This window comes from Pseudomonas sp. GM41(2012) (genome assembly GCF_000282315.2).
Lineage (GTDB): Bacteria > Pseudomonadota > Gammaproteobacteria > Pseudomonadales > Pseudomonadaceae > Aquipseudomonas.
Genome location: NZ_AKJN02000006.1, coordinates 487705 through 513514 on the forward strand (window position 1 = coordinate 487705; position 25810 = coordinate 513514).

The window sequence follows — 25810 nt, forward strand, 5'->3', positions numbered from 1 at the left end:
GGCGAGATTCGCTCGGGCGTTTTTTTATGTCGGCTCTTTATGTAACTGCAAAAAAAGGAAATCGCCCGTATGTTGGACGCCAATCTTAAAGCCCAGTTGAAATCGTACCTGGAACGGGTCACCCAGCCGATCGAGATCGTTGCATCCCTCGATGACGGTGCGAAATCCCAGGAAATGCTCGCTCTTCTGAAAGACGTTGCCAGTCTTTCTACTCAAATTACCTTGCTCGATAACGGTGACGATGCACGTAAACCATCGTTCTCGATCAACCGCCCGGGTGCCGCTATCAGCCTGCGTTTCGCCGGCATCCCGATGGGCCACGAATTCACTTCCCTGGTGCTGGCCTTGCTGCAAGTCGGCGGTCACCCTTCGAAGGCCAGCGTTGAAGTGATCGAACAGATCCGATCGCTAAAAGGCGAGTTCAGCTTCGAGACTTACTTCTCGCTGTCCTGCCAGAACTGCCCGGACGTGGTCCAGGCACTGAACCTGATGGCCGTGCTTAACCCGAACATCCGCCACGTCGCCATCGATGGCGCGCTGTTCCAGGCCGAAGTCGATGACCGTCAGATCATGGCCGTGCCAAGCGTTTACCTGAACGGCGTGAACTTTGGCCAGGGTCGTATGGGCCTGGAAGAAATTCTCGCCAAGATCGACACCAGCGGTATCGAGCGTCAGGCCGAGAAGATCAGCGCCAAAGAAGCTTTTGACGTACTGGTCGTCGGCGGTGGCCCGGCCGGTGCTTCGGCCGCGATCTACGCTGCCCGCAAAGGCATTCGTACCGGTGTGGCGGCTGAACGTTTTGGTGGGCAGGTGCTCGACACCATGGCCATCGAAAACTTCATCTCCGTGCAGGAAACCGAAGGACCGAAATTGGCTGTGGCGCTGGAAGAACACGTCAAGCAATACGACGTCGACATCATGAACCTGCAATGCGCCGACAAGTTGGTGCCGGGCAAGAACGGCGAGTTGCACGAAGTCCACTTCGCCAGCGGCGCGACCCTGAAAGCCAAGGCCGTGATCCTGGCGACCGGTGCGCGGTGGCGTGAAATGAACGTCCCGGGTGAGCAGCAGTACCGTAACAAAGGCGTGGCGTACTGCCCGCACTGCGACGGTCCGCTGTTCAAAGGCAAGCGCGTGGCGGTGATTGGCGGCGGTAACTCCGGCGTCGAAGCGGCCATCGACCTGGCGGGTATCGTGTCCCACGTAACACTGCTGGAGTTCGACGTGCAGCTGCGCGCCGATGCGGTCTTGCAGCGCAAGTTGCACAGCCTGCCGAACGTCACCGTGATCACCAGTGCGCAAACCACTGAAGTGTTGGGCGACGGCCAGAAGGTCAACGGCCTGCGTTACAAGGATCGTCAGTCGGACGAGTTGCGTAGCGTCGAGCTGGAAGGGATCTTCGTGCAGATCGGTTTGCTGCCCAACACCGACTGGCTCAAAGGCACCATCGAGTTGTCGCCTCGCGGCGAGATCATCGTCGATGCCCGCGGTGAAACGTCGATGCCGGGTGTGTTCGCTGCCGGTGACGTGACCACCGTGCCGTACAAGCAGATCGTGATTGCAGTGGGCGAGGGCGCCAAGGCTTCCTTGAGCGCATTCGATCACCTGATCCGGACCTCGGCTCCGGCATAAAACCCGACGCTGAAAACACAAAAACCCCATGAGCGATCATGGGGTTTTTTTTAGGTGGATCAAAAGATCGCAGGCTTCGCCAGCTCCTACAAAAGCCAGGTCAGGCTCGATTCTGTAGGAGCTGCCGCAGGCTGCGATCTTTTTACAGCGGTGCAGGCTGGATGATCTCGACCCAGTACGCATCCGGGTCTTTGATAAAGGCCAGGCTCTTCATACGGCCGTCATTCAGGCGCTTCTGGAAATCGCAGCCCAGCGCTTCGAAGCGCTCGCACGCAGCGACGATATCCGGCACCGAGATGCAGATGTGACCGAAGCCACGCGGGTCGGTGTTGCCATTGTGGTAAGCGAAATCCGCGTCGTTCTCGGTGCCGTGGTTGTGGGTCAGCTCGAGAATGCCGGGGATCGACTTCATCCACTCGGTGCGAGCAGCAGCGTCGGCCGGGATCTGGTTTTTATCAACGAGCGCCAGGAAATACAGGCTGAACTCGGCTTCCGGGAAGTCGCGTTTTTCAACCAGCGAGAAACCCAAAATGCGCGTGTAGAAATCCAGCGACTTGGTGATGTCCTTGACCCGCAGCATGGTGTGGTTGAAGACGAACTTCTGGGTGGCGGTGTCAGGTTGGGCAGTCACGCCTGGGAAGGTGTTCAAATCGTGCAGGCTCATGGGCCCTCCGGAAAATAAGTGGGGCTAACGAATGGCGACAATGATACGCAAGGGCTCTGACATCACCAAACCCAAACAGTCGGCTATTGCCTGACCGACGGGCGAGGCTCAGACTTTACGGTTCAATCCGTGAGTGTTCATTGCAATGATGCGTTTCTGTAAATCAATGTTCGTCCTGATCTGTGTGCTTTCAGCTGTTAACAGCGCTCACGCAGACGAGCCAGTCATGACCTGGCCCAACGGCTGGGAGGTCGAAGCTGTCCCGCAAGATGACGCCAACGCTCAGGTATCCCGCCAGCGCGCGGTGAAAAACGATCAGGTCGGCACGCCGGTGATGGTAATGGAGTTGACCATGACTCAAGTGGAAAGCGGTCATCAGGTGAATCTGCAAGGCGTGTTGCTGGAGATGCGCAAGTCGGTGCAAAAGGACTTCTTTCAAGGCGGTTATCAAAGTGTCTGCAACAAGATTCACCCGGCGACCTTGAGCCGCTTATCAGCGCTGGAAACTACCTGCACGATCACGCAGAACGGAAGGCATGTGCTCTCTCAAACATTGGTTGCCGCCGTGGATGGCGATAAGGCCTATGTTCTTTCCTACGCGGGGCAGGCAGAGGTTTATAAGGCAAGTCAGGATGAAATAGAGACAGCCCGTAACAGCTTGAAACTTTAGTTAAAGATTTCAATGGCTGCCGGTTTCAGCGCATTCTGAAATTTTTAGATACCCAAACGGATTAAGCACAAAGTTATTCAGCAAGTAGCGAGTTGATCGACGCCAATCGTTGCATTTAGAGGGCGTCCATGAAAAAGCCCTGCATTGGCAGGGCTTTTTGGTCACCGCGAGTGCTTAGCCACGCAGCCAGGAATCAACGGTAGCGGCACCGTATTGTTCCTTCCAGGCTTTCAGGCCGCGGTGGTTACCACCCTTGGTTTCAATCAGTTCACCGGTGTGCGGATTCTGATAAACCTTGACCACGCGAGCGCGGCGGGTTTTAGGTGTTGCCTGTTGCAGACCGGATTTTGCCGGGTTCGGATCGAGAATGGCGATGATGTCGCGCAGGCTCTTGCCGTAGGTTTTCATCAGCCCCTGGAGCTTTTCTTCGAATTCGATTTCTTTCTTGAGCCCGGCATCATTCTTCAGGGTTTCCAGCTGCTTGAGCTGCTCTTGAAGGGCCTTTTCAGCTGCACGAAATTCAGCGAGTCTGGACAATATCTTTACTCCAATAGTGTGTTTGGCTGATACCAACCGCAAACAAAGCTATAAGCCAAGAGCCTTGAAGCGACCCGGTGATAGTGGCTCACCTGCCAATCTAGCGCAGGCATGAAAAATTGTAGTAGTTAATTGGCCAAGAGTAAATCCTGTCTTTTTCTTCATGTAACAACAGTAGTCTTTTGATTCAAATTGGTGCGCGATTTCCTTGTATCGTCGCTTAGCGCCGCTAGTTAATGGTGACTTAATACGTTAATGAAGTCCGCGCCGGGCATTGGCCGGCCGAACAGATAACCTTGCAAGAAGTTCACGCCGTGAGCGGTCAGATAATCGGCCGGACCGGACGCCTTCCAAAAAGAGTTGAGGTTGAGGCCATGATAGTTGGCCCTCGGCGCGTGCGCCGCTCAACGGTTGTTCAGGCGCTCTGCCAGTTTGATAAAGGCCAGCGTCGCGGGTGATGACTGGCGCTGATCGAGCACTGCCAGACCCACCTGGCGCGTGACCGTTGGCGACAGCGGTTTTTTCACGTAGCGACTGTCGCGATCATCGGGCAATGAGCTTTCGGCGACGACCGTCAGCGCGTCGCCTCGGCCAACGGTGTCCAGCGTGCTCAGTAGTTGCGAGCAGCGATAACGGATATTCGGTGTCAGCCGTGCGGCGCTGAACAAGCGCGACACCAGTTCCGACGAACCGGCCTCGGTCAACACAAACGGGTCGTGACACAAATCGCTCAAACTCAGGCTGTCGTGGCGGGCCAGCGGGTGATCGACGGGCAGCAGCGCGACCATTTGGTCTTCGATCAGCGCAAAGGTGTCGAACCGCTCCTCGGGCAACACCACGAAACCGACATCGATACGCCGTTCCTCCAGCCACTGGATCACCTGTCGGTCCGGGCCTTCATCTATATGGACCTCAATGCCCGGGTGAGCCGCGCGGTAATGCTGCAGGATCAGCGGCAGCAGTTTGATCGATGAGGTCGGGCCGAACGAGCCGATGCGCAACGTGCCGCGTTTCATCCCGCGCGCATCGGCCGCTTCCTGGCGCAAGGTGTTGGCCAGGCCCAGCATCGCCCGGGCGCGCAGCAAAAGCTGTTGGCCGATGTCGCTGAGTTCGACCCTGGACTGATGCCGGCGCAGCAGCTCGACACCCAATTCCTGTTCCAGCGACTTGAGGGCGTGAGAGACCGCGGATTGGGAAATCCCCAAGCGATTGGCTGCCGCGGTAAAACCGTGAAGCTCGGCGACCAGAGAAAAGATCTCCAGTTGGGTAAGGGTCATGAGTGTTTGCTCATTTTACGATGAGAAGGTATTAGCCGAATGATACGTCATCTCTCCCGATTTCTCGTTCTGGAAACCTATGACAACCTGTGAGCAAAGCCTGTCCAACCGTTCGGATGTCCCGGTTTATCTGAAACTGGCTGCCGTCACCATGATCTGGGGCGGCACCTTTGTCGCTGGGCGGTTTCTGGCCGACAGCCTCAGCCCCTTGTTTGCCGCCAGCCTGCGATTCTTGCTGGCCAGCGTGGCTTTGCTGGTGTTTCTGCTACTGGCCCGCGTGCCTCTTGCAAGGCCCATCCCCAGGCAATGGCTGCAATTGGCGCTGCTGGGGTTTTTCGGGATCTTTTTCTACAACCTGTGCTTCTTTTATGGGCTGCACTACATCAATGCCTCACGGGCGTCATTGATCGTGGCGTTGAACCCGGCCGTGATCGGGCTGGCGTCGTGGCTGTTGTTCAAGGAGCGCTTGAGTCGGGCAAAGGTTTTCGGGATCGCGATCTGTATTGCCGGGGCGAGCCTGGTGATCGTCAGCCGTAACCCACAATTGTTGGCCGGCAACGCCGACGCGTGGATCGGCGATCTGTTGATCTTCGGCTGTGTGCTTGGCTGGGGCGTTTATTCGCTGTTCTCCAAAGATTTGAATCAAACCCTGGGGCCGGTGCAAACGGTGACGTACTCGATTCTGTTGGGCACGCTGATGCTGTGGGTGACCAGTGCTGTTCGCGGTGAGTTGAGTGTGGCTGCACTCGCCAGCCTCGGACCCACGCAATGGCTGAGTTTGATGTACCTGGGCGTATTGGGTTCGGCGCTGGCCTATATCGGCTATTACGACGGCATTCGCAAAATCGGCGCGACCCGTTCAGGCGTGTTCATCGCCCTGAACCCGCTGACGGCAGTGATCCTCGGTGCGCTGCTGTTGGGCGAGCAATTGACCCCGGCGATGTGCCTGGGAGGAGGGCTGATCCTCGCGGGGATTTTCCTGTGCAACAAACCCCTTGCGCGAGCAGGGAAAAAGGGGATTTGATACAGAAGGCGGACAAACCTATTTACGCTGTGTAGAATCGGGTTACGCATATAAGAATAATCGTCTTCTGGCAGCAGAAGCCTCGCCCGCAATAGCCTTGGGTCGACAATGAAGAGTTTTGGGTTTCAATTGATCTACGGTGACTTCCTCGCCCGCAGCGTGCGGGGCATCTCCTGCGCGCCACCCGCCGGTCTCAGCATTGCTAGCAACTAACGATCCGTTAATTGACAAGAAAATGATGAGGCGCCAACCATGGCAGATTTATACGAAAACCCAATGGGCCTGATGGGCTTTGAATTCATCGAATTCGCATCGCCGACCCCGAACACGCTGGAGCCGATCTTCGAGATCATGGGCTTCACCAAGGTCGCGACCCACCGTTCCAAAGACGTGCACCTGTATCGCCAGGGCCAGATCAACCTGATCCTCAACAACGAACCCCACAGCGTCGCTTCGTACTTCGCGGCCGAGCACGGTCCGTCGGTGTGCGGCATGGCGTTCCGCGTCAAGAATGCCCAGCAGGCGTTTGCCCGGGCTCAGGAACTGGGCGCTCAGCCGATTCACATCGAAACCGGCCCGATGGAACTGAACCTGCCCGCGATCAAGGGCATCGGCGGCGCGCCGCTGTACCTGATCGACCGTTTCGGCGAAGGCAGTTCGATCTACGACATCGACTTCGTGTTCATCGAAGGCGTTGACCGCAACCCGGTCGGGGCTGGCCTGAAGATCATCGACCACCTGACCCACAACGTGTATCGCGGTCGCATGGCCTACTGGGCCAACTTCTACGAGAAGCTGTTCAACTTCCGCGAAATCCGTTACTTCGACATCAAGGGCGAATACACCGGCCTGACCTCCAAGGCCATGACCGCGCCGGACGGCATGATCCGCATCCCGCTGAACGAAGAATCGTCCAAGGGCGCCGGGCAGATCGAAGAGTTCCTGATGCAGTTCAACGGCGAGGGCATCCAGCACGTTGCCTTCCTGTCCGATGACCTGATCAAGACCTGGGATCACCTGAAAAGCATCGGCATGCGCTTCATGACCGCGCCGCCGGAAACCTATTACGAAATGCTCGAAGGTCGTTTGCCGAACCACGGTGAGCCGGTTGATCAACTGCAATCGCGTGGCATTCTGCTGGACGGTTCGTCCGAGTCAGGCGACAAGCGTCTGCTGCTGCAGATCTTCTCGGAAACCCTGATGGGCCCGGTGTTCTTCGAATTCATCCAGCGTAAAGGCGACGATGGTTTCGGCGAAGGCAACTTCAAGGCGCTGTTCGAATCCATCGAGCGCGACCAGGTTCGTCGCGGCGTGCTCTCCACCGACTAAGCCATTTCAGATGTAAAAAAAGCCCGGTCAGCAGCAATGCTGGCCGGGCTTTTTCGTGCCGGTCCTACATCGATTTTCGTCGATGCCGGACCAGGTGTTTGAACCCTTCGTACACCAGAACAACAACAGCCAACCAGATCGGAATGTAGGTCAGCCACTCACCGGGCTTGATGCTTTCCCCCAGCAGCAACGCAACGCCGAGCAACAGCACCGGCTCGACGTAACTCAACAACCCGAACAGGCTGAACGGCAACAACCGGCTGGCGATGATGTAAACCACCAGCGCCGATGCGCTGATGACGCCGAGCAACGGGATCAGCAGCGACAGCCACGGGTGTTGATCGAATACAGCGAAACCCTGTTCACCGCCTTGAACGAACCAGAACGCCACCGGAATCATCAAGGCCATGTCCATCCACAAACCGCCGAGGTTGTCGGTCGCCAGTCGTTTGCGCAGGATGAAGTAGAGCGGATAACCGATGACGACCAGCAAGGTCGCCCAGGAAAAACCGCCGACCTGATACAACTCGTTGAGCACCCCGAGGGACGCAAAAAACACGGCAACCTTTTGCAGGTAAGACAGTCGCTCGCCATAGGCGAACCGCCCGGTCAGCACCATGGCCAGCGGCAACAGGAAGTAGCCCAGGGACACGTCGAGGCTGTAGCCGTTGAGCGGCGCCCACATGAATAGCCAGAGTTGCAGGCCAAGCAGCGTCGCGGAAACGATCAGGCCGGCAAGCAATTTTGGTTGGCCAATCAGCCGCCGAAACAGGGCGACCACGCGTTTCCATTCACCGGAGACCACCATGAACACGGTCATGCACGGCAGGGTCAGCAGCATTCGCCAACCGAAGATTTCCACGCCGCTCAAAGGCGTGAGCAACGACGTGTAGTAATACATGACGGCAAACAGCACCGAGGCTGAAACCGATAGAGCGATACCTTTAGACAAACTGTCCTCGCGAAGTTGAACGTGAAACGGCTGCGGAGGATACGTGGTTTTTGTGTTGAATATTGGCCGAGTGATCAATATTCACAACATGGCTTTCTTGTGGGCTGAAGCTTAGCTAACTGATGAGCTAAGAACCTGCGGGAGCGAGCCTGCTCGCGAAGAGGCCGGCACATTCAACACCTTATCTGGATGACCCACCGCTTTCGCGAGCAGGCTCGCTCCCACCTTGATCTGCGCCGAACACAAAATCTGCATCCGCCACGAATCCCCTGTGGGAGCGAGCCTGCTCGCGATCAATTTCACGCCAGACGCGGTTTACGCCCCGACACAAAGTGGCTCACATCATTAAACCCCGGCGTCGACGCATGCCCAGGCACAACCAGCGAATCAATGAACGCTTCATCCTCAGCCGTAATCTTCACCGCTTGAGCCTTGGTGTAGGCATCCCATTGTTCTTCGGTCCGCGGTCCAACGATGGCCGAGGTGACGGCGCTGTTGTTCAGCACCCAGGCGATGGCGAACTCCACGATGCCCACGCCGCGACCCTGGGTGTACTGCTGGATCTGCTGAGCAATGCGCAGGGATTCAACACGCCATTCGGTTTCCAGAATGCGTTTGTCTGCGCGGCCGGCGCGGCTGTTGGCATCCGGCTTCACGTCCGGCGCGTATTTACCGCTGAGCACACCACGCGCCAGCGGACTGTACGGCACCACGCCCAGGCCATAGTTTTGCGCGGCGGTGATCTGCTCGGTTTCCGCCTGACGGTTGACTATGTTGTACAGCGGCTGACTGATCACCGGCCGGTCGATGCCCAGTTGATCGGCCACACGAATCACCTCGGCGATGCGCCAGCCACGGTAGTTCGACAAACCCCAATAGCGAATCTTGCCCTGGCGGATCAAATCGCCGATGGCCGACACCGTGACTTCCAACGGCGTGTTGTGGTCTTCGCGGTGCAGGTAATAGATGTCGAGATAATCGGTGCCCAAACGCGTCAGGCTGGCGTCGATGCCATTGAACAGGTGCTTGCGGCTCAAACCGCTGCGATTTGGAACGCCGTCCACCGGGCCGAAACCGACCTTGGTCGCCAGCACCCATTCGTGGCGGTTCCCGGCAATCGCTTCGCCGACGATCTCTTCGGAGCGGCCGTTGGTGTAAACGTCTGCGGTGTCGATGAAATTGATGCCCTGGTCCCAGGCCTTGTCGATGATCCGCAGGGAATCTTCGGTGCTGGTCTGTTCGCCGAACATCATGGTGCCCAGGGTCAGGGTGGAAACTTGTAAACCCGAATGACCCAGCGTGCGATAGCTCATGACGAAATCCTTTTACCGGTGGGAGAAAGGCTCAATCAAATACCAGAATGGTGGGGCGGGGCAAACGGAAATCTCAAACACCCTCAGATCAAATGTGGGAGCGGGCTTGCTCCGGGCGGCGTTCCGACGAAAGCGGTGTGTCAGCCGAAAAAATGTTGACTGACACTCCGTCTTCGCGAGCAAGCCCGCTCCCACAGGAGATCCGCCGTGATCAGACGCGAAGCGTACGGGTCATGCGCAGCGCCAACAAACTCCCGCACACAATCACGCCCGCCAGCAGGTAAAGCGCGGCATCGGTCGACCCGGTGCTGTCCTTGACCCAACCCACCAGATACGGACTCAGGAATCCGGCCATCTGCCCCATGGAGTTGATCAACGCCAAACCACCCGCCGCAGCGCCCGCGCTCAGCAGCGCAGTCGGTACCGGCCAGAACATCGGCAGGCCGGTGAGGGCGCCCATGGTGGCGATGGTCAGGCCGAGGATGGCGATGGCCGGCGTAGTCGCAAAGTTCACAGCGATCAGCAAACCGACCGCGCCCATCAGCATCGGCACCACCAAGTGCCAGCGGCGTTCTTTACGCAGGTCTGCCGAGCGGCCGACCATCAACATGAACAGCGCCGCCAGCAGGTACGGAATCGCACTGAGCCAGCCGATCACCAGGTTATCGCTGAAACCCAGGTTCTTGATGATCGACGGCAGCCAGAAGTTGATCGCGTAGACGCCGCTCTGGATGCAGAAGTAGATCAGACCGAAGGCCCAGATCGCCGGGTTCTTGAACACGGCCAGCAGCGAGTCGGTGGTGGTTTTCGGTTTGTTGGCCAGATCGATAGCGTGATCGGCTTCCAGCACCGAGCGCTCGAACGGCGTGAGCCATTTGGCGTTGGCGTAACTGTCGCTGAGCAGGAAGTACGCGAGGGCGCCGAGGATCACCGTCGGAATGCCTTGCAGCAGGAACATCCACTGCCAGCCCGCCAAACCCGCCTGGCCTGCGCCAAAGTGATTGAGAATCCAGCCGGAAAACGGGCTGCCGAGCAGGCCGGACACTGGGATCGCCGACATGAACAGTGCCATGATGCGGCCACGGCGGAAGGTCGGAAACCACTGCGAGAGATAAAGCACCACGCCCGGGAAGAACCCGGCTTCAGCCGCGCCGGTGAACAGGCGCAGGGTGTAGAACTCGGTCGGGGTGGTGACGAACAGCAGGCAGGTCGAGAGCGAGCCCCAGACGATCATCATCAGCGCGATCCAGCGGCGCGGGCCAAATTTGGTCAGGGCCAGGTTGCTGGGGACGCCGCACAACACGTAACCGATGAAGAAGATTCCGGCCCCGAGGCCGTACACGGTTTCGCTGAATTTCAGTGCGTCGAGCATCTGCAGCTTGGCAAATCCAACGTTCACCCGGTCGAGGTAGTTGAACAGGTAGCAGATGAAGATGAAGGGGATCAAACGCAGGGTAATGCGTTTGTAGACGGCGTTTTTTTCGTCAACGATGGCCTGGGTAACGGCGGCGCTCTGTGACATGGCGGGCTCTCTCTTTATTATGATTTTTTGCGATGCAAGGGTAACGTTGACCGCCCGGTGAGTCTCGGCCACCGCTTGGGTCATTGTCTTTGTGCCTGAGCACAGGGTTTGCAACCAAGGCCTGTGCGGGTGAACAATCCGCTCCATCACGCTTTCAAGGATCCCCGCTATGTTCGAACTCGATCACGACCTGGCCCAGGACATCGTCGACCGGGCGATGGCTATCCTGCCGTACAACGTCAATGTCATGGACAGCCAGGGCCTGATTCTTGGCAGCGGCGAACCGGAGCGGGTCAACACCCGGCATGAAGGCGCGCAACTGGTGCTGGCCAACGGGCGAGTGGTGGAGATCGACGCCCAAACGGCGATTCATTTGAAAGGCGTGCAGCCGGGTATCAACTTGCCGCTGTTGCTCGATCAGCGTTTGATTGGCGTGCTGGGCATCACCGGTGAACCCGAGCAATTGCGCACCTACGCCGAACTGGTGCGGATGACCGCCGAGATGCTGGTCGGCCAGCGCAATCAGCAGGCCGAACAGCAATGGCGGCGTCAGCGTTGCGACGATCTGCTGGCATTGCTGCTCAGCGAGGCCGGGGATTCGCCGCGGTTGATCGACGAAGCGCAGCAGCTGGGGCTCAAGCCGCAGATGACGCGGGTGCCGTACCTGTTCGAGTTAGGGATGGAACACGGTCCGGGGCAAACCGTCGAGGCGCTCAGCGCCTGGCTGACCTCGCGCTACCCGGACAGTTGGTGCGTGAGTTCAGCCAAGTCATCGTTGCTCTGGTGCCGACCGGCGGCGCAGGCGATCGAGAATGACCGGCTGCTGGAAAAACTCGACGGCCTCGGCTGGAACATTCAGCGCATCGCCGTGGGTGGGCAAGCCGATGGGCTCTCGGGATTGCGCCGCTGCTATCGACGCGTCGGCGACTTGCTGGCCTACGGGCGAGATGTGTTGCCGCACTCTCGTTTGCTGACGCTCAACCGTTATCGGTTGCCGGTGATGCTCTGGCGGCACCGCAACGACGACGCGCTGGACGAGTTGCTCAAACCGCTGCGCAAAGTCATCGCCAAGGATGGCAACGGCCAACTGCTGGCGACTTTGCGCAGCTGGTGCGATCACGATGGTCAGAGCCAGGCCTGCGCCGATGCGCTGGGCATCCATCGCAACAGTTTGCGTTACCGGATGGAACGGATTGCTGAGCTCAGTGGTGTTGATCCGCTGAAGCTGGACGGGATGCTTGCGCTCTATCTCGGCGTCCAGCTCCTGCCCCAAACCGACGCGCCCACCACTCTGTAGGCGCACGGCTTGCCGGCGATGGCGACTCCGAGGATGTCATCGCGAGCAAGCTCGGCTCCTACAGTGATCGGCGTCGTGCGCAAATATGAATTTCACCACGGACCACTGTGGGAGCCGAGCTTGCTCGCGATAGCAGACGATCAGCCAACTCGGAGCTAGATTTGAAAACACGGACTTTGTGGAAATGAACAATAAAGGCCACACCGGCTTGTGCAGCGGACCGGCGTTATTGTTCTTGCCTGCTGGCAGCATGGAACGCATTGGAACTGGAGAATTCGCATGAAAATCGTCATCGCCCCCGATTCGTTCAAGGACAGCCTGAGTGCCCAGGGTGTGGCTGATGCCATTGCTCTGGGGTTGGCGCAGGTGTGGCCCGATGCGCTCCTGGTCAAATGCCCGATGGCGGACGGCGGGGAGGGGACCGTCGAGTCTGTTCTGGCGGCGTGCGAGGGCGAACTGCAGCGCACCCAAGTCCGGGGGCCGCTCGGCGCAACAGTTGAGGCCGCTTGGGGCTGGCTACCCCAGAGCCACACCGCGATCATCGAAATGGCCGAGGCCAGTGGCCTGCAACTGGTTCCGCCGGGTAAGCGTGATGCGTGCTTCAGCAGCACGTTCGGCACCGGCGAATTGATCCGCGCGGCGCTCGATGCCGGGGCGCAACGGGTCATTCTGGCGATTGGCGGCAGCGCCACCAACGACGGCGGGGCGGGTGCGATGCAAGCCTTGGGCGTCAAACTGCTGGACGCACAGGGCCGAACTCTGGCACCGGGCGGCTTGGCCCTCGCGCAACTGGCGCGAATCGACATGAGTGAAATCGACCCGCGTCTGGCCGAGGTGCAATTCGACATCGCCGCCGACGTCAACAATCCACTGTGCGGCCCTCACGGTGCCTCAGCGATTTTCGGCCCGCAAAAAGGCGCGTCGCCCGAGCAAGTCCAACAACTGGATCGCGCGCTCGGGCACTTTGCCGAACGGTGCGCTGAGGTCCTGAACAAAGATGTACGTGACGAACCGGGTAGCGGTGCGGCAGGCGGCCTGGGGTTTGCTGCCAAGGCGTTTCTGGGGGCGCAGTTCAAGGCCGGGGTCGAAGTGGTCGCCGAACTGGTCGGCCTGGAGGATGCGGTCGAAGGCGCCGACCTGGTGATCACCGGTGAAGGTCGTTTCGACGCTCAGACCCTGCGTGGCAAGACGCCGTTTGGTGTGGCGCGTATTGCTCGGCAGCACGGCGTGCCAGTGATTGTCCTCGCCGGGACGCTGGGTGAGGGTTATCAAGCGCTGTATGAACATGGCATCGATGCCGCGTTTGCCTTGGCCAGTGGACCGATGACGCTGGAGCAGGCGTGTGCCGAGGCACCGCGGTTGTTGCGGGAGCGGGCGAGTGATGTTGCGCGGGTTTTGCGGGTGGCTTTGCGTAAGGCCTGAGTCTTGCGTTGAAGTTTAGATCCACCCCTCACCCCAGCCCTCTCCCCACGGGGGAGAGGGGGAAAGGGAGCAGATCTTCAAGCTTTTCAGAACCTGAGTTCGGCTCAAAACTTTCAGGTCGATGTACTTCGAAAAAACGCCTCGGTCAGTCCCCTCTACCCCCTGGGGAGAGGGTTAGGGTGAGGGGCGGTTCCAAACTTGAAATATATTTCCAAACCCCCCGCAACAATCCTCATCCCCAGCCGATACAGATAACAGGCCCACACAAACCTATTCCAACAGTGGCGCCAAACTGAACGCGCGTGCGCTGCCGCCCGCCCTTTCAGCGATCACGCAAGGATGCTCGTAGCCCCATCACCCGAGAATCATCCTATGTCACTGCGTAATCTGAATATCGCGCCTCGAGCTTTCCTGGGTTTTGCTTTCATTGCCTTGCTCGTCATCGTGCTGGGTGTGTTTGCCGTGAACCGCATGACGAGCATCCACCAAGCCTCCATCGACATGGAAACCACGCAGCTGCCCAGCGTCGGGTTTCTCGGTAACCTGACGGAAAACGTCCTGCGTCTGCGCATTCTCTCGTTCCGGGTGTTGGTCAACCGGGATCCGGCCGCGTTGCAGGAAGCCCAGACGCGTATCGGCGTGCTGGTCGACAAGGTTCGCAGCGCACAATCGAGTTATGCCGCGTTGTCGGCCACCCCGGAAGAAGCCGCGCTGTACAAGACGTTCACGGCAACGTTGGACAGCTACATGCAAGCCCAGACCCAGATGCTGGAGCTGTCGCGACAGAACAAGCTCGATGAGATGCGCACGCTGATCAACACCCGGATCAAGGAAGGTACGGACCAGATGGGCGAGCAGCTGAACAAACTGGTGGCGCTGAATAATTCCGATGCGAAAACCGCATCGGACGCAGCGGGCGAGCAGTACCGTAGCGCCATTACCGGCATCATTGCCGTGGCGGTCATCGCGGCGCTGATGACCGTGCTGCTGGCCTGGTTGCTGACCCGTAGCATCGTCACACCGCTGAACCGTGCGTTGCAGGCGGCGCAAACCATTGCCGGCGGCAACCTGACTAACGTCATCGAGGTCGACGGCACTGACGAACCGGCCCGCTTGCTAGGTGCCTTGTCCGCGATGCAGGCCAGCCTGCGCAAAACCATCGAACAAATCGCCGGTTCTGCCACCCAACTGGGTGCCGCCGCTGAAGAACTGAGCACGGTCACCCAGGAAGCGTCCCGCGGGCTGCAACAGCAAACCAACGAAATCGAACAGGCCGCCACCGCGGTCAACGAAATGACCGCCGCCGTGGAAGAAGTGGCGCGCAACGCGGTGTCGACGTCCGAAGCCTCGAACCAGTCGACCCAGGCCGCCCGCGAAGGTCGTGACCGTGTGGTGGAAACTGTCGGCGCGATCCAGACCATGACTCATGATGTGCAAAACACCTCGGTGATGATCGAAGGCCTGGCCGCTCAAGGACGCGACATCGGCAAGGTGCTGGACGTGATCCGCGCCATCGCCGAGCAAACCAATCTGCTGGCGCTCAACGCTGCAATCGAAGCCGCCCGTGCCGGTGAAGCCGGGCGCGGTTTTGCGGTGGTGGCCGACGAGGTCCGGGCGCTGGCCCATCGCACTGCGCAATCGACCCAGGAAATCGAAAAAATGGTCGCCGGCATTCAGAACGGCACCGGCCAAGCGGTCTCCTCAATGCAGCAAAGCAATCAACGCACCCAAAGCACCCTGGAAATGGCCCGCGCCGCCGGTGTGGCGCTGGAGCAGATCACTCAGTCGATCCAATTGATCAACGAGCGCAACCTGGTGATCGCCAGCGCGTCCGAAGAACAGGCCCAGGTGTCCCGCGAGGTCGATCGCAACCTGGTGAACATCCGCGACCTGGCCACCCAGTCCGCCGCCGGTGCCAACCAGACCAGCGCCGCCACTCACGAACTGTCGCGCCTGGCCGTGGATTTAAATGCCATGGTGGCGCGTTTCGTGATTTGAGATAGGGTTGAGGCTTGGAACCTGCGCGACTGGAGAATTACATGCGCTATTCAGCCTTGACCAAACGAATCGCCGGTGACGGCGCTGCGGCCTGGCAAATTCATGACCGAGCACTGGAGTTAATTGAGCAGGGCGTTGATGTGCTGCTGCTATCGATCGGCGATCCCGACTTCGATACGCCGCAGCCCATCGTTCAGGCGTGCATCGATAGCTTGTTGGCCGGTGACACCCATTACCCGTCAGTACGTGGCAGTCGGGGGTTGCGCGACAGCATTGCCAACCGTCATCGGCGTCGCAGTGGTCAAGCGGTGGAAGCCGATCATGTGATCGTGCTGCCGGGCGCGCAGTGTGCGGTGTATTCGGTCGCGCAATGCCTGCTCGACCCGGGCGATGAAGTGATCGTCGCCGAACCGATGTACGTGACCTATGAAGGCGTGTTCGGTGCCTGCGCGGCCAAAGTGGTGCCGGTGGCGGTGCGCCCAGAGAATGGCTTTCGGGTCGATCCGGCGGATGTCGCGGCGCTGATCACACCCAAGACCCGCGCCATTTTGCTTAACAGTCCGAACAATCCTTCCGGCGCCAGTTTGCCGCTGATGGTCTGGCAGGAACTGGCATCGCTGTGTGTTCGTCACGACCTGTGGCTGATCAGCGACGAGGTCTACAGCGATCTGTTGTACGAAGGCGTGCACATCAGCCCGGCGAGCCTGCCGGGCATGGCCGAGCGCACCGCGACCATCAATAGCCTGTCCAAATCCCATGCCATGAGCGGTTGGCGCGTGGGCTGGGTGATCGGGCCGAAACCGTTGGCCGAACACTTGGTGCACCTGTCGTTGTGCATGTTGTTTGGTATTCCGGATTTTATTCAGAACGCCGCGCAATTGGCGCTGGATGAGGATCTGCCGGAAGTGGCGCAGATGCGCGAGGAGTATCGCCAGCGTCGCGACCTGGTGTGCGCGAGCCTGAGTGATTGCCCGGGTATCCGGCCGATCCGGCCTGATGGTGGGATGTTCGTGATGATCGATGTACGCCAGACCGGGTTGTGTGCCCAGGGTTTTGCCGAGCGGCTGCTGGAAGGTTATGGCGTGTCGGTGCTGGCGGGTGAAGCGTTCGGCCCGAGTGCGGCGGGGCATATTCGACTGGGGTTGGTGGTGGATCAGCTGAAACTGGCGGATGCGTGTCGGCGGATTGCGTTGTGTGCGGCGGACCTTCTGGAGGCGCGTCGGGCCTGAAGGATTTACGTTGCCAATGACGGCCTCATCGCGAGCAGGCTCACTCCCACATTTGGAATGCGTTCCCCTGTGGGAGCGAGCCTGCTCGCGATGGCTGACTGACAGGCGCCAAATTTCTTAAGCCTTCCACGCCCCGACATTCACAAGATTCGCCGGCCGCTCACCCGCCAGCGCCGCCAGCAGATTGTCCACCGCACACGTGGCCATCGCCTCTCGCGTTTCATGCGTCGCCGAACCAATGTGCGGCGTCGCCACCACGTTGTTCAGCTGCAACAGCGGCGAATCGGTGTTCAGCGGTTCACGTTCGAACACATCCAGCCCCGCAGCGCGAATCTGCCCCTCACGCAAGGCCTGAATCAGCGCCGACTCGTCCACCACCTTGCCCCGTGAAATGTTGATGAAGATGGTTTCGGGGCGCATCAGGGCAAACTGCTCGGCCCCGATCAGCCCTTCGGTTTCAGCGGTCAGCGGCAAGGTCAGGCAAACGAAATCCGCCTGCTGCAACAGCTCCGGCAGGCTGCGGTATTGCGCATTGAACCGCTGTTCCACCGCCGGTTTCGGCGAGTGACTGTGGTAAATAACCGGCATGCCAAACCCGAAATGCCCACGCTGGGCCAACGCCTCACCGATCCGCCCCATACCAATGATGCCCAGGGTTTTACCGTGCACATCGGTACCGAATTGCGCGGGACCGACATTGCGTTTCCACTGGCCGGCGCGAACCATGTTCGCCAGTTCCACCACGCGCCGGGCGGTCGCCAGGATCAGCGCAAAACCGGTATCGGCCGTGGTTTCGGTGAGCACGTCCGGGGTGTTGCTGAGCAGGATCCGTCGTTCGGTCAGGTAGTCGATGTCGTAGTTGTCGACCCCCACGGAGACGCTGGCGATGGCTTCCAGATCAGGTGCCAGATCCAATAATGCGGCATCCAGTTTCAGGCTCGCACCGAGCAACCCGTGGGCGCGGGGCAGGGCCTCGCGCAGCGTTGCCAGGCCGTCGGCATTGAGGTTGTCGATCAGCGTCACCTCGGTCTGCTCGTGCAGGCGAGCCATCAGCAGCGGCGAGAGTTTCTTGTACAGCACAACCTGCTTTTTCATCGTCATCGTCTCAACTTCAATTCAGGAATGAGCGGCTGTGGACCGTTGCACAACGGCCTTGACCACGACCCGGTCGCTGGCGCCGGGCTTGAGGAAAATCGTCAGCACCACCGAGAGCATCAACGCGCCACTCATCAACAGATAAGAAGCACCCGGCGAGCCGGTGGAGCTGTTCAGGTAACCGACCAGATACGAGCCACCAAACGAACCGAGTGCGCCCATGCTGTTGATCAACGCCATGGCGCCACCGGCCACGTTGGCTGGAAGGATTTCCGGAATAATCGCGAAGAACGGACCGTAAGGCGCGTACATGCAGGCGCCAGCAATTACCAGCAGGGTGTAGGACCACCAGAAGTGTTCAGCACCCAAAGCGTAGGAGCCATAGAAAGCAATCGAGGCGATCAGCAGCGGCGGCCAGACGAAGCGTTTGCGCTTCTGCATTTTGTCCGAGCCCCAGGACACCAGCAGCATGCCAATCACCGCGGCCAGGTACGGCAGCGCAGAGAGCCAGCCGGCTTCGATCATGTCCATCTGTGCGCCAGCCTTGAGGATCGACGGCAGCCACAACACGAAGCCATAGACGCCGATGCTCCAGCAGAAAAACTGCAAGGCCAGGATGATCACCTTGGGCGAACGGAAGGCTTCGGCGTAGTTCTTCACCGCTTTGATGCCCACCTGTTCGGCGGCCAAGGCACTTTGCAGATCCTGCTTCTCTTGATCGCTCAGCCACTTGGCCTGGGCGGGACGGTCATCGGCCAGATGCCACCAGATAAACGCCCAGAGCACCGCCGGCAAACCTTCGATGATGAACATCCAGCGCCAGCTGTAATGCTGCACCAGATACCCCGAGACCACCGACATCCAGAGCATCGTCACCGGGTTGCCGAGGATCAGGAAGGTGTTGGCGCGCGAGCGTTCGGCACGGGTGAACCAGTGGCACAGATAGATCAGCATCGCCGGCATCACCGCCGCTTCGACCACGCCGAGCATGAAGCGAATGACGATCAGCCAGTAGGCGTTGGAGACGATCCCGGTCAGCGTGGCCAGGCCACCCCAGAGAATCAGGCTGGCGAAAATCAGCTTCTTCACGCTGTGCTTTTGCGCGTAGATCGCGCCCGGCACCTGGAAGAAGAAATAGCCAAGGAAGAACAGTGCGCCGAGCATCGACGACAGGCCCGGTGTGATCATCAGGTCGGCGGCCATCCCGGAGGCGGCGGCGAACCCGTAGTTGGCGCGGTCCAGATACGCCAGGCTGTAGGTGATGAACACGATCGGCATGATGTACCACCAGCGGCGGGCGGCGAGTGTTGCGGTTTTCATAGTGGTGCTCCTGAGCTTGTTGTTTTTGTCGCAGCAGGTTCAATAAATCGATTGTCTGTCAGGGCCTCATCGCCAGCAGGCTGGCTCCCACAGGTTGCGTGATCGACACAGATCCAGTGTGGGAGCCAGCCTGCTGGCGATTGGCAGTTTCAAATTCAGTGGAGAGTTCAGCCCTAGTCGGCAACCCCTCCATATCCCCACGGCTCTGCACCGCGCGGCTGCCAATCCAGTTCGCGCGCTTCACGGCGTCGGCAAAGCTGTGGTTTTCCAGCAGGGCACTGATCATGCCAACGGCAAAACCATCGCCGGCACCGACGGTGTCGACCACCGTTTCCACCGGCACGCCCGCCACGAAACCCTGGTCCAGATGCGTGCGGTAATACGCACCGTGCGGCCCCAGTTTGATCGCCACGGCTTCGGCGCCCTGGTCGAGGTAAAACGCCGCGATGTCGGCCGGGTCTTCGAAACCGGTCAGCAAGCGGCCTTCACTCAACCCCGGCAGCACCCAATGGGCGAGGGCGGCGAGGCGGTTGATCTCGCCAATCATCTGTTGTTCGCTGGCCCACAGGCTCGGGCGCAGGTTCGGGTCGAAAGACACGCTGCGCCCGGCATCGCGCATGCGGGTCATCAATTCGAAAGACATTTCCCGAGCCGTTGCGGACAGCGCCGGGGGAATGCCGGTGGCATGCAAGTGCCGGGCGTTCAGCAATTCAGGCGCGATCGACTGCCGCGACAGGTGACTCGCCGCCGACCCACGGCGGAAATACTCGACTACCGGATCGCTGCCATCGTCGGTGCGCGACTTGAGCTGAAAACCGGTGGGGTGCGCGGTGTCGATGGCGACGTTACTGCAATCCAGACCTTCTTTTTCCAGAGTGTCGATCACGAACCGTCCCAGCGAATCAGCGCCCACCCGGCTCAACCAGGCGACGTTAAAACCCAACCGCGACAAGCCAATGGCGACATTGCTGTCGGCCCCGGCAATGCGTTTGTGAAAGTGGCCAACGTCGGCCAAATCACCGTTCTGCTCGGCGACGAACATCGCCATGGTTTCGCCGAACGACAGAATATCGATCTCAGACATGAGCGCTCTCCAACCGGGTTTGACCGAGGCGGGCGAGGGTGGCGACATGCTCGGTGGTCAACTGCACCAGGTCGTCGCCTTGCAGCGGATATTCCGCCGCCCGCATCACGCCTTGGGCCATATGCCGTAGCAGTTGTTCCCACAGATGCAGGTCACTGGCGGCCGGCGGTATGGCGACCAGTTTGCCGTCGGCCCGGCGCGTCACGGCTTTGCAGTGCACATAGCCGACGTGGCGACCAAGCAACCGCGCGGCGCTGGCGGCGGACTGGTCTTGCCAATGCCAGTTGCCGATGTCGAAAGTCATTTTGACCGGCAGCTTATGTTGCTCGATTTCAGTGAAAAAACGCTGGAACGGTTCGATGCGGCCACCGTGCAAGGTTTGATCGTTTTCCACCAGCAACTGCACCGCACTTTTGCCCAGCACGCGGGACAAGGTCTGGAGGTCGCTGTTGTCGGTGAAATAACCCAGGGACACTTTCAGCCATTTGGCACCGAATGCCTGGGCACGCTGCAGCGCAGAGGTCAGTTCGGGATTGGGTTTGGACTGGCCAGCCAGCCACAACTCCATCGGCGAGGAATACACGCTTTCGAGGCCTTGGGCCTGGGTGGCATCGGCCAGTTGGGCGGGATCTTCGACGGTCAGCAGTTCTTCGCGCCATTCGATGCGCGTGGCGCCCGCGGCGGCCAATACGTCGATAAACGATCCCTGGCCGCGTTGGCGAACGAGGTCGGCGCCGTAGCTCGACAGGCTGATGGAAACGGGTGGTTTATTCATTGTTGTATACCTCTGAAACCGGTTTCATTTTTGTTCAAAAAAATATTGATGCTGAGTTGTGCGGTGTTCATCAGGGCCTCATCGCGAGCAAGCTTTGCTCCTACAAGGTTGCGGGTCGTACGCCGCAGCCCTTGTAGGAGCAAGGCTTGCCCGCGATGGGGCCGGCCCAGTCACCGAGAATGTCCATCGGTCGACCCCCGCACAATCAACCGCGCCGAAAAATCCAGGGTCCGCACCGGCCCGTCATCACCGCGCAAACGCTTTAGCAAACACTCAAACGCACTGGCGCCAATTTCAGCCGTCGGCTGGGCGAGGGCGGTGATCCCGCTGCCCACCAGCGGATACCAATCCAGATCATCGAGGGCGATCAGGCCGACGTCCTCGAACAGATTGCACTTCAGTTCACGCAACGAATGGGTGCTGGCCAGCGCGGCGATTCCGTTGGCGCAGAACAGCGCTTTCGGACCGGGACCGGGTGTGTCGAGGAAGGTTTTCAAACGTGTGCTCAGATCGCTGCCGGTCTCGGCGATGGTCCCTTGAAGCGTCGGACGTTGCTCGATCTGCGCCTTGAAACTGCTGACCCGCTCGATCCGCGAACTGGTGCCGTCAAACGGCTCGGTCACCAACAGCACGTCGCGATAGCCGCGTTCTTGCAAATGGGCGAGGGCCATTTCAACGGCAGCCGGATTGTCCAGCCCGACCAGATCACTCTCCAACTGCTCGACCTTGCGATCCACCAGCACCAGCGGCATTTCCCGATGCAGTTCACGTAATTCGTCGCGGTGATGGCCGAGGGTGTTCACGATCAAGCCTTCGATGTTGTAGGAGCGCAGCAGGGCCAGGTGCTGGCGTTCCTGCTCGTCATCGCGATCGGTGTTGCACACCACCAGGCTGTAGCCGTGCTGACGGCAGGCGGTCTCCACCCCGTGCATCACGGCAATTGAATATGGGTTACGGATATCGGCCACCAGCATGCCGATCAGGCGAGTGCGCCCACGTTTCAGACCGCGAGCCATCTGGTTAGGGCGATAGCCGAGTTCGGCAATTGCCTGCTCGATGCGCAGGGCGATGGCATCGGAGAGCAGGGCGCGGTCATCGCCGATGAAGCGCGAGACGCTGGCCTTGGAGACGCCGGCGTGTTCGGCGACGTCGAGCATGGTGACGCGGCTGCGCTGGGCGGCGGAGAAGTCGTTCACGTGGTGGACCTTCTTATTGGTGTTGTTAGTCGCCGGCTGCAAGTTCATGAAACCGGTTTCATAACGTATCAGAATGATTTCGAGCGTCAAGCGCAGTTACGAGCGACTACGCGTCCATATCCGACAGACGGTAGCAAAACCTGTCACATCTGACAGTAGCCGGCGCATACATCTGCGTATTTAATTCAATTGAAAGCCGAGTCATCGCAATCCCAATGTGTTGAATGAACGTAATCACCGATCCAGGAAAAGATGCGATGTCAAAACCTGAGGGAAGGTCAATGAACAAGAACGGAATATTCGCTGTGCCGTTGACCGTCGATGGCGTCGACAGGAACGATCCCGAAGGCCGGGTTCCTTATCTTCTCCTGCTCAACGGCACCATCGCTCGGGTGCCACGTTGGGAAAATTTTTCTACTGTGAGTTCGCGCAGTGACCGACTGATTGTCACTTGGGAGCAGGATGGAATCAGTACCGTCATCTTCGATCGAAGTTATCCAGGCCCGATTACACAGCTGGAGTTCGAGATACCGCTTACTCCGCAGCGCCTGGGTACCGACGGGGTGGCATTGCTTTATTACATAGTCAAGGACGCGGACGAAAACCCCGATCCGGCTTCGGCACCGGTAAAACTGACGATTGATCACAGTCAAATACCGGTGCCCAGTCTGAACTCCGTCGAGTTCCCCCATGCAACGCTCTGGGGCTACCTTAATTGTCAAACCCGGCCAGCGCTTAACCAAGGGGTGACAGTCAAAGTGCCACCGCAAACTATTGGTAAGGATAAGGATGTTTGCAAATTGCAATGGCAGGGCTACCGGAGTTTGAATGGTGTCGGCATTGTTGACGAGGCGTTTATAGAAATTTCTCATGATTTGAGTACAGAAGATCTAGAGAGAGGCTTCAATATAGTTGTGCCTTTTCGGCCGTGTGTACAACCATTGATTGATAATGACTCGGCGTTGGTGGTTATCAGGTTTTACCGGGGGGACAGGCTTATTGCGCAGTCCGCACCCGAGTTGGTCAAGATCGATCGAAAAATCCCGGGGGAACTGCTGCCCTGTTATTCAAATGACTGAGGTGGACGATTCGTAAGTTTCGCCTCCGTATAAGTTGGTGTTGTACAGCAGTAGTTGAATGTTTAAACGTTGATAAGTGCGTGGTCACGGGCAAGTTGCCGCGTGTGGCGATGGTGCCTGTGAGTTAGATGTGCAGCAATGGCAGTTAAGTACCTAAATCGTTGTCTATTATTGGAGTTGATAAAATGACCGCTAAAGAAAATATCGATGCCGGTAAACCGATTGGTGGGGTGTTGTCTGAACCTCCGATTGTTCCAAACAAGATCGACGATGACCGGGTGTTGCGATCCGCGCTCATGTCGCCCAATCTGGTCGTCAACCTCGATGGCTTGTCCAATGCGGCCTTGGGTGGCAAAGCAACATTATATTTGAATCACCCGGGTGGGCGACGGGAACTCATACAGACAAAATCGCTGGATGGGATCAATCAACCTCTCTCATTCGAACTGCCCACGTCAAAAATCCCGGAGCTGGCGGATCCGGCAGACCCGACGGCATACACCGTTGATTTTGAAGTATTCGATGGCGACGGTAACAACGATCACTCCACTGCCCCCACCCCTCTGCGTGTTGACTTGAATCCGCCTTGGCAGACCAAGTCACCGTTCGCACGACTTCGTCCGCCTGTCGTGAGATTCGTCAACGCACCCGCCAACCAGATACTCGATCGCGCATGGTTCACTGCTAATCCCGGCGGGTTGCAATGCATCGCTGACGTGTCTTATCCGTTCCGCGATGGTTTGGATACGTTCAGGTTTTATCTGTCCCCTCGCAGTGTCGCTACTTCCACGTTGACACCGGTGTATGAAGGACCGGTCTCTTCCCTCGGCGAATTCACGGTGCCCCTGGCAATGCTCACGCCATTGGGTAACGCAAATTTTTACTCGATCAATACCGTAGAAGATCGTGTGGGCAACCGAAGCATTGATTCTTCGGCCGTCAGGAATCTGGAAATCCGACTTCCACCAGCGCCTACATTGTTCGCGCCAACCCTACCCGTCACGGGTGTTGATGGCAGCCTTCCGATCACGCTGGCCAGTTACAATCCGATCGGTACCCAGGTGTTTGTGGAAATTCGCCGACCCACCAATGGCGATGTCAATGATATTCTCACTGTTTCTTTGGGGGGGCGTCAGCTGGGCACAGTGAGGATTGAGGATGCCACTACCACACCTCTGCGCATTGCACTGACGTACGACATCTGCGATGTGGTGTTTGGTACTGCAACGCAAGAAATCACGACCGTGCTCAGTTATACGCTGACACGGGGGGCGGACGCTGCGATTCCGAGTCCCGAAACCAATGTGTTTCTTGACCTCATCTATCCTGGCCCGGCCCTGATCCCCGAACCGGATCTGGAAAGCATGAATTTACCTCCGGCCGAAGTGCGCGGTGTCACCAACACACTGAATCACATTGTTCCGGCTGACTTCGGTAAGCCCATCGTTTTCAGGTTCAATAAATGGGACATGGATCTTGGCGATGATCTTATTAGCCAAGCCATCGTCAGCTTCTATTACAACGGTAAGTTCATCGGCGATCAGACAATCGATCCAGGAGAGGATTTCTGCGAATACGAGGCGGCCTTCCAAACTGTCGCGAACGAAGGTCTGGGGAAAAAAGACGCATATTGCACGCTAGAGTATCCGGGTAATCCGAACATTGTTCGGCAAAAAGACCTTACGGAAGTTACGTTTGAGGCTGTTCAGGTGAACCTCAGGGAGCATGTAGCGAGAACCCAAAATACGGACAGAGCAGTCAGCTGCCCGACGTTAGATCTGGTAGCGGGTGCCCTCATATGGAAGGTGACTGCGCCTGCCCAAGCAATACTTACAAACGGGTTGGACGTTATCCTTACTGCGCAAGGGTATGAAGATGTAGGGAAAACTATCCCAATCGGAACGCCCTTTACTCAAACCGCACAGGTGGCAACTAACGGTGCAGCGGTGGACTTTACAGTTCCGTTTGCTTTTCTCCGAGGTCTTCAAGGACCGATCGTGCCGCCCAATCCCACTCCCGGTGGCCCGCAACCGACGCCGATTTTCCACTATATGGAAGTTTGGTATTCGATAACGATTTCCGGAGCGCCGTTCGACTCGCCTAAGGTTCTTCACCGGATCAACGTACGTAATACCAGTAGTCGGTTCTGCGATGGAACGGTTTAGTTTTTTAACGTAATCGTGGTAATTCCGGCCAGCATGCAGCTTGTATCTCATGCTGGCCGGTGTATTTCTTTGGTTGGCCGATATTGGCTCTTTTGATTACGGAGTGCGCAGGATAATTCCGACAATATGTGGGATTTTTCCTACATATCCTGCGGCCTTTCATCTGTAGTCTTCCGGTGCTCTTTTTGTGCTCTAAGTTCCCAAGAGCGACATAGGTTTTTCGCCGAGTT

General features: G+C 58.6%; 21 protein-coding genes. 10 read left to right on the top strand and 11 right to left on the bottom strand.

Annotated features, from left to right (window positions below; all coding sequences use genetic code 11):
* The first annotated feature begins 69 nt into the window (after positions 1 to 69).
* Positions 70 to 1632, top strand: a complete 1563-nt coding sequence (gene ahpF, locus PMI27_RS23330; RefSeq protein ID WP_008155119.1) for an alkyl hydroperoxide reductase subunit F — start codon at positions 70 to 72, stop codon at positions 1630 to 1632.
* Positions 1633 to 1774: 142 nt separating this feature from the next.
* Here the strand turns inward: ahpF and gloA are convergent, their stop codons facing one another.
* Entirely contained in the window at positions 1775 to 2296 is a 522-nt protein-coding gene (gloA, locus tag PMI27_RS23325) for a lactoylglutathione lyase (protein WP_008155121.1), read from the bottom strand.
* Between the two features lie 166 nt (positions 2297 to 2462).
* On the opposite strand from gloA, the gene PMI27_RS23320 reads away from it, so the two are divergent.
* Positions 2463 to 2966 (top strand): DUF4946 domain-containing protein, encoded by a 504-nt coding sequence (locus PMI27_RS23320; protein WP_443200781.1) that lies wholly within the window; start codon positions 2463 to 2465, stop codon positions 2964 to 2966.
* A gap of 174 nt (positions 2967 to 3140) precedes the next feature.
* Here PMI27_RS23320 and PMI27_RS23315 read toward each other — a convergent pair whose 3' ends face one another.
* Both PMI27_RS23315 and PMI27_RS23310 read right to left on the bottom strand, forming a co-directional pair.
* On the bottom strand, positions 3141 to 3503 hold the full coding sequence (locus PMI27_RS23315; protein ID WP_008155126.1) for a histone-like nucleoid-structuring protein, MvaT/MvaU family: 363 nt from the start codon (positions 3501 to 3503) through the stop codon (positions 3141 to 3143).
* 404 nt (positions 3504 to 3907) lie between these two features.
* Positions 3908 to 4780: a LysR family transcriptional regulator gene (locus PMI27_RS23310; protein ID WP_008155134.1), complete on the bottom strand. Its 873-nt coding sequence runs from the start codon at positions 4778 to 4780 to the stop codon at positions 3908 to 3910.
* 79 nt (positions 4781 to 4859) lie between these two features.
* Here PMI27_RS23310 and PMI27_RS23305 point away from each other — a divergent pair, with 79 nt between their 5' ends.
* Together PMI27_RS23305 and hppD are read left to right on the top strand one after the other, a co-directional pair.
* On the top strand, positions 4860 to 5804 hold the full coding sequence (locus PMI27_RS23305; protein ID WP_008155141.1) for a DMT family transporter: 945 nt from the start codon (positions 4860 to 4862) through the stop codon (positions 5802 to 5804).
* Between the two features lie 252 nt (positions 5805 to 6056).
* Positions 6057 to 7133 carry a 4-hydroxyphenylpyruvate dioxygenase gene (gene hppD / locus PMI27_RS23300; protein ID WP_008155142.1) on the top strand — a complete coding sequence of 359 codons (1077 nt, stop codon included), beginning with the start codon at positions 6057 to 6059 and terminating at the stop codon, positions 7131 to 7133.
* 64 nt (positions 7134 to 7197) lie between these two features.
* On the opposite strand, the gene rarD is transcribed toward hppD, so the two are convergent.
* The 3 genes from rarD to PMI27_RS23285 all read right to left on the bottom strand — a co-directional run bounded on the left by rarD (position 7198) and on the right by PMI27_RS23285 (position 10920).
* Positions 7198 to 8085: an EamA family transporter RarD gene (rarD, locus tag PMI27_RS23295; protein WP_008155143.1), complete on the bottom strand. Its 888-nt coding sequence runs from the start codon at positions 8083 to 8085 to the stop codon at positions 7198 to 7200.
* 299 nt (positions 8086 to 8384) lie between these two features.
* Positions 8385 to 9398, bottom strand: a complete 1014-nt coding sequence (locus PMI27_RS23290; protein ID WP_008155144.1) for an aldo/keto reductase — start codon at positions 9396 to 9398, stop codon at positions 8385 to 8387.
* A 211-nt stretch (positions 9399 to 9609) separates the two neighbouring features.
* On the bottom strand, positions 9610 to 10920 hold the full coding sequence (locus PMI27_RS23285; RefSeq protein ID WP_033053086.1) for an MFS transporter: 1311 nt from the start codon (positions 10918 to 10920) through the stop codon (positions 9610 to 9612).
* Between the two features lie 169 nt (positions 10921 to 11089).
* Here PMI27_RS23285 and PMI27_RS23280 point away from each other — a divergent pair, with 169 nt between their 5' ends.
* The 4 genes from PMI27_RS23280 to PMI27_RS23265 all read left to right on the top strand — a co-directional run bounded on the left by PMI27_RS23280 (position 11090) and on the right by PMI27_RS23265 (position 16866).
* A complete protein-coding gene (locus PMI27_RS23280) occupies positions 11090 to 12217 on the top strand; it encodes a sugar diacid recognition domain-containing protein (protein WP_008155146.1) in 1128 nt (375 codons plus the stop codon).
* Between the two features lie 279 nt (positions 12218 to 12496).
* Positions 12497 to 13639, top strand: coding sequence for a glycerate kinase (locus tag PMI27_RS23275; RefSeq protein ID WP_008155149.1), 1143 nt, complete (start codon positions 12497 to 12499; stop codon positions 13637 to 13639).
* 372 nt (positions 13640 to 14011) lie between these two features.
* Positions 14012 to 15637, top strand: coding sequence for a methyl-accepting chemotaxis protein (locus PMI27_RS23270; protein WP_008155151.1), 1626 nt, complete (start codon positions 14012 to 14014; stop codon positions 15635 to 15637).
* Between the two features lie 41 nt (positions 15638 to 15678).
* A complete protein-coding gene (locus tag PMI27_RS23265; RefSeq protein WP_008155153.1) occupies positions 15679 to 16866 on the top strand; it encodes a pyridoxal phosphate-dependent aminotransferase in 1188 nt (395 codons plus the stop codon).
* Positions 16867 to 16983: 117 nt separating this feature from the next.
* On the opposite strand, the gene PMI27_RS23260 is transcribed toward PMI27_RS23265, so the two are convergent.
* The 5 genes from PMI27_RS23260 to PMI27_RS23240 all read right to left on the bottom strand — a co-directional run bounded on the left by PMI27_RS23260 (position 16984) and on the right by PMI27_RS23240 (position 22336).
* Complete coding sequence (locus PMI27_RS23260; protein ID WP_008155155.1) at positions 16984 to 17961, bottom strand: bifunctional glyoxylate/hydroxypyruvate reductase B; 978 nt, start codon at positions 17959 to 17961, stop codon at positions 16984 to 16986.
* 21 nt (positions 17962 to 17982) lie between these two features.
* The gene (locus PMI27_RS23255; RefSeq protein ID WP_008155157.1) at positions 17983 to 19281 is read right to left on the bottom strand and encodes an MFS transporter; all 1299 of its coding nucleotides are present in this window, start codon (positions 19279 to 19281) and stop codon (positions 17983 to 17985) included.
* A 58-nt stretch (positions 19282 to 19339) separates the two neighbouring features.
* On the bottom strand, positions 19340 to 20365 hold the full coding sequence (locus PMI27_RS23250; protein ID WP_008155160.1) for a sugar kinase: 1026 nt from the start codon (positions 20363 to 20365) through the stop codon (positions 19340 to 19342).
* Complete coding sequence (locus PMI27_RS23245; protein WP_008155161.1) at positions 20358 to 21140, bottom strand: sugar phosphate isomerase/epimerase family protein; 783 nt, start codon at positions 21138 to 21140, stop codon at positions 20358 to 20360. Before PMI27_RS23245 ends, PMI27_RS23250 begins: the two co-directional genes overlap by 8 nt.
* A 170-nt stretch (positions 21141 to 21310) precedes the next feature.
* On the bottom strand, positions 21311 to 22336 hold the full coding sequence (locus tag PMI27_RS23240) for a LacI family DNA-binding transcriptional regulator (protein ID WP_033053284.1): 1026 nt from the start codon (positions 22334 to 22336) through the stop codon (positions 21311 to 21313).
* Between the two features lie 224 nt (positions 22337 to 22560).
* Between PMI27_RS23240 and PMI27_RS23235 the strand changes: the two genes are divergently transcribed.
* On the top strand, positions 22561 to 23415 hold the full coding sequence (locus tag PMI27_RS23235) for a hypothetical protein (RefSeq protein WP_238545885.1): 855 nt from the start codon (positions 22561 to 22563) through the stop codon (positions 23413 to 23415).
* 185 nt (positions 23416 to 23600) lie between these two features.
* Complete coding sequence (locus PMI27_RS23230) at positions 23601 to 25580, top strand: hypothetical protein (RefSeq protein ID WP_008155169.1); 1980 nt, start codon at positions 23601 to 23603, stop codon at positions 25578 to 25580.
* Positions 25581 to 25810: the final 230 nt, after the last annotated feature.

Bases quoted from the DNA above. Each gene is read 5' to 3' on its own strand.
- PMI27_RS23285 (WP_033053086.1), bottom strand. From the start codon at position 10,920: ATGTCACAGAGCGCCGCCGTTACCCAGGCCATCGTTGACGAAAAAAAC.
- gloA (WP_008155121.1), bottom strand. From the start codon at position 2,296: ATGAGCCTGCACGATTTGAACACCTTCCCAGGCGTGACTGCCCAACCT.
- PMI27_RS23280 (WP_008155146.1), top strand. From the start codon at position 11,090: ATGTTCGAACTCGATCACGACCTGGCCCAGGACATCGTCGACCGGGCG.
- PMI27_RS23275 (WP_008155149.1), top strand. From the start codon at position 12,497: ATGAAAATCGTCATCGCCCCCGATTCGTTCAAGGACAGCCTGAGTGCC.
- PMI27_RS23235 (WP_238545885.1), top strand. From the start codon at position 22,561: ATGAACGTAATCACCGATCCAGGAAAAGATGCGATGTCAAAACCTGAG.
- PMI27_RS23245 (WP_008155161.1), bottom strand. From the start codon at position 21,140: ATGAATAAACCACCCGTTTCCATCAGCCTGTCGAGCTACGGCGCCGAC.
- PMI27_RS23290 (WP_008155144.1), bottom strand. From the start codon at position 9,398: ATGAGCTATCGCACGCTGGGTCATTCGGGTTTACAAGTTTCCACCCTG.
- PMI27_RS23255 (WP_008155157.1), bottom strand. From the start codon at position 19,281: ATGAAAACCGCAACACTCGCCGCCCGCCGCTGGTGGTACATCATGCCG.
- PMI27_RS23320 (WP_443200781.1), top strand. From the start codon at position 2,463: ATGTTCGTCCTGATCTGTGTGCTTTCAGCTGTTAACAGCGCTCACGCA.
- hppD (WP_008155142.1), top strand. From the start codon at position 6,057: ATGGCAGATTTATACGAAAACCCAATGGGCCTGATGGGCTTTGAATTC.
- PMI27_RS23270 (WP_008155151.1), top strand. From the start codon at position 14,012: ATGTCACTGCGTAATCTGAATATCGCGCCTCGAGCTTTCCTGGGTTTT.
- PMI27_RS23230 (WP_008155169.1), top strand. From the start codon at position 23,601: ATGACCGCTAAAGAAAATATCGATGCCGGTAAACCGATTGGTGGGGTG.
- PMI27_RS23310 (WP_008155134.1), bottom strand. From the start codon at position 4,780: ATGACCCTTACCCAACTGGAGATCTTTTCTCTGGTCGCCGAGCTTCAC.
- PMI27_RS23250 (WP_008155160.1), bottom strand. From the start codon at position 20,365: ATGTCTGAGATCGATATTCTGTCGTTCGGCGAAACCATGGCGATGTTC.
- PMI27_RS23260 (WP_008155155.1), bottom strand. From the start codon at position 17,961: ATGAAAAAGCAGGTTGTGCTGTACAAGAAACTCTCGCCGCTGCTGATG.
- PMI27_RS23305 (WP_008155141.1), top strand. From the start codon at position 4,860: ATGACAACCTGTGAGCAAAGCCTGTCCAACCGTTCGGATGTCCCGGTT.
- ahpF (WP_008155119.1), top strand. From the start codon at position 70: ATGTTGGACGCCAATCTTAAAGCCCAGTTGAAATCGTACCTGGAACGG.
- PMI27_RS23265 (WP_008155153.1), top strand. From the start codon at position 15,679: ATGCGCTATTCAGCCTTGACCAAACGAATCGCCGGTGACGGCGCTGCG.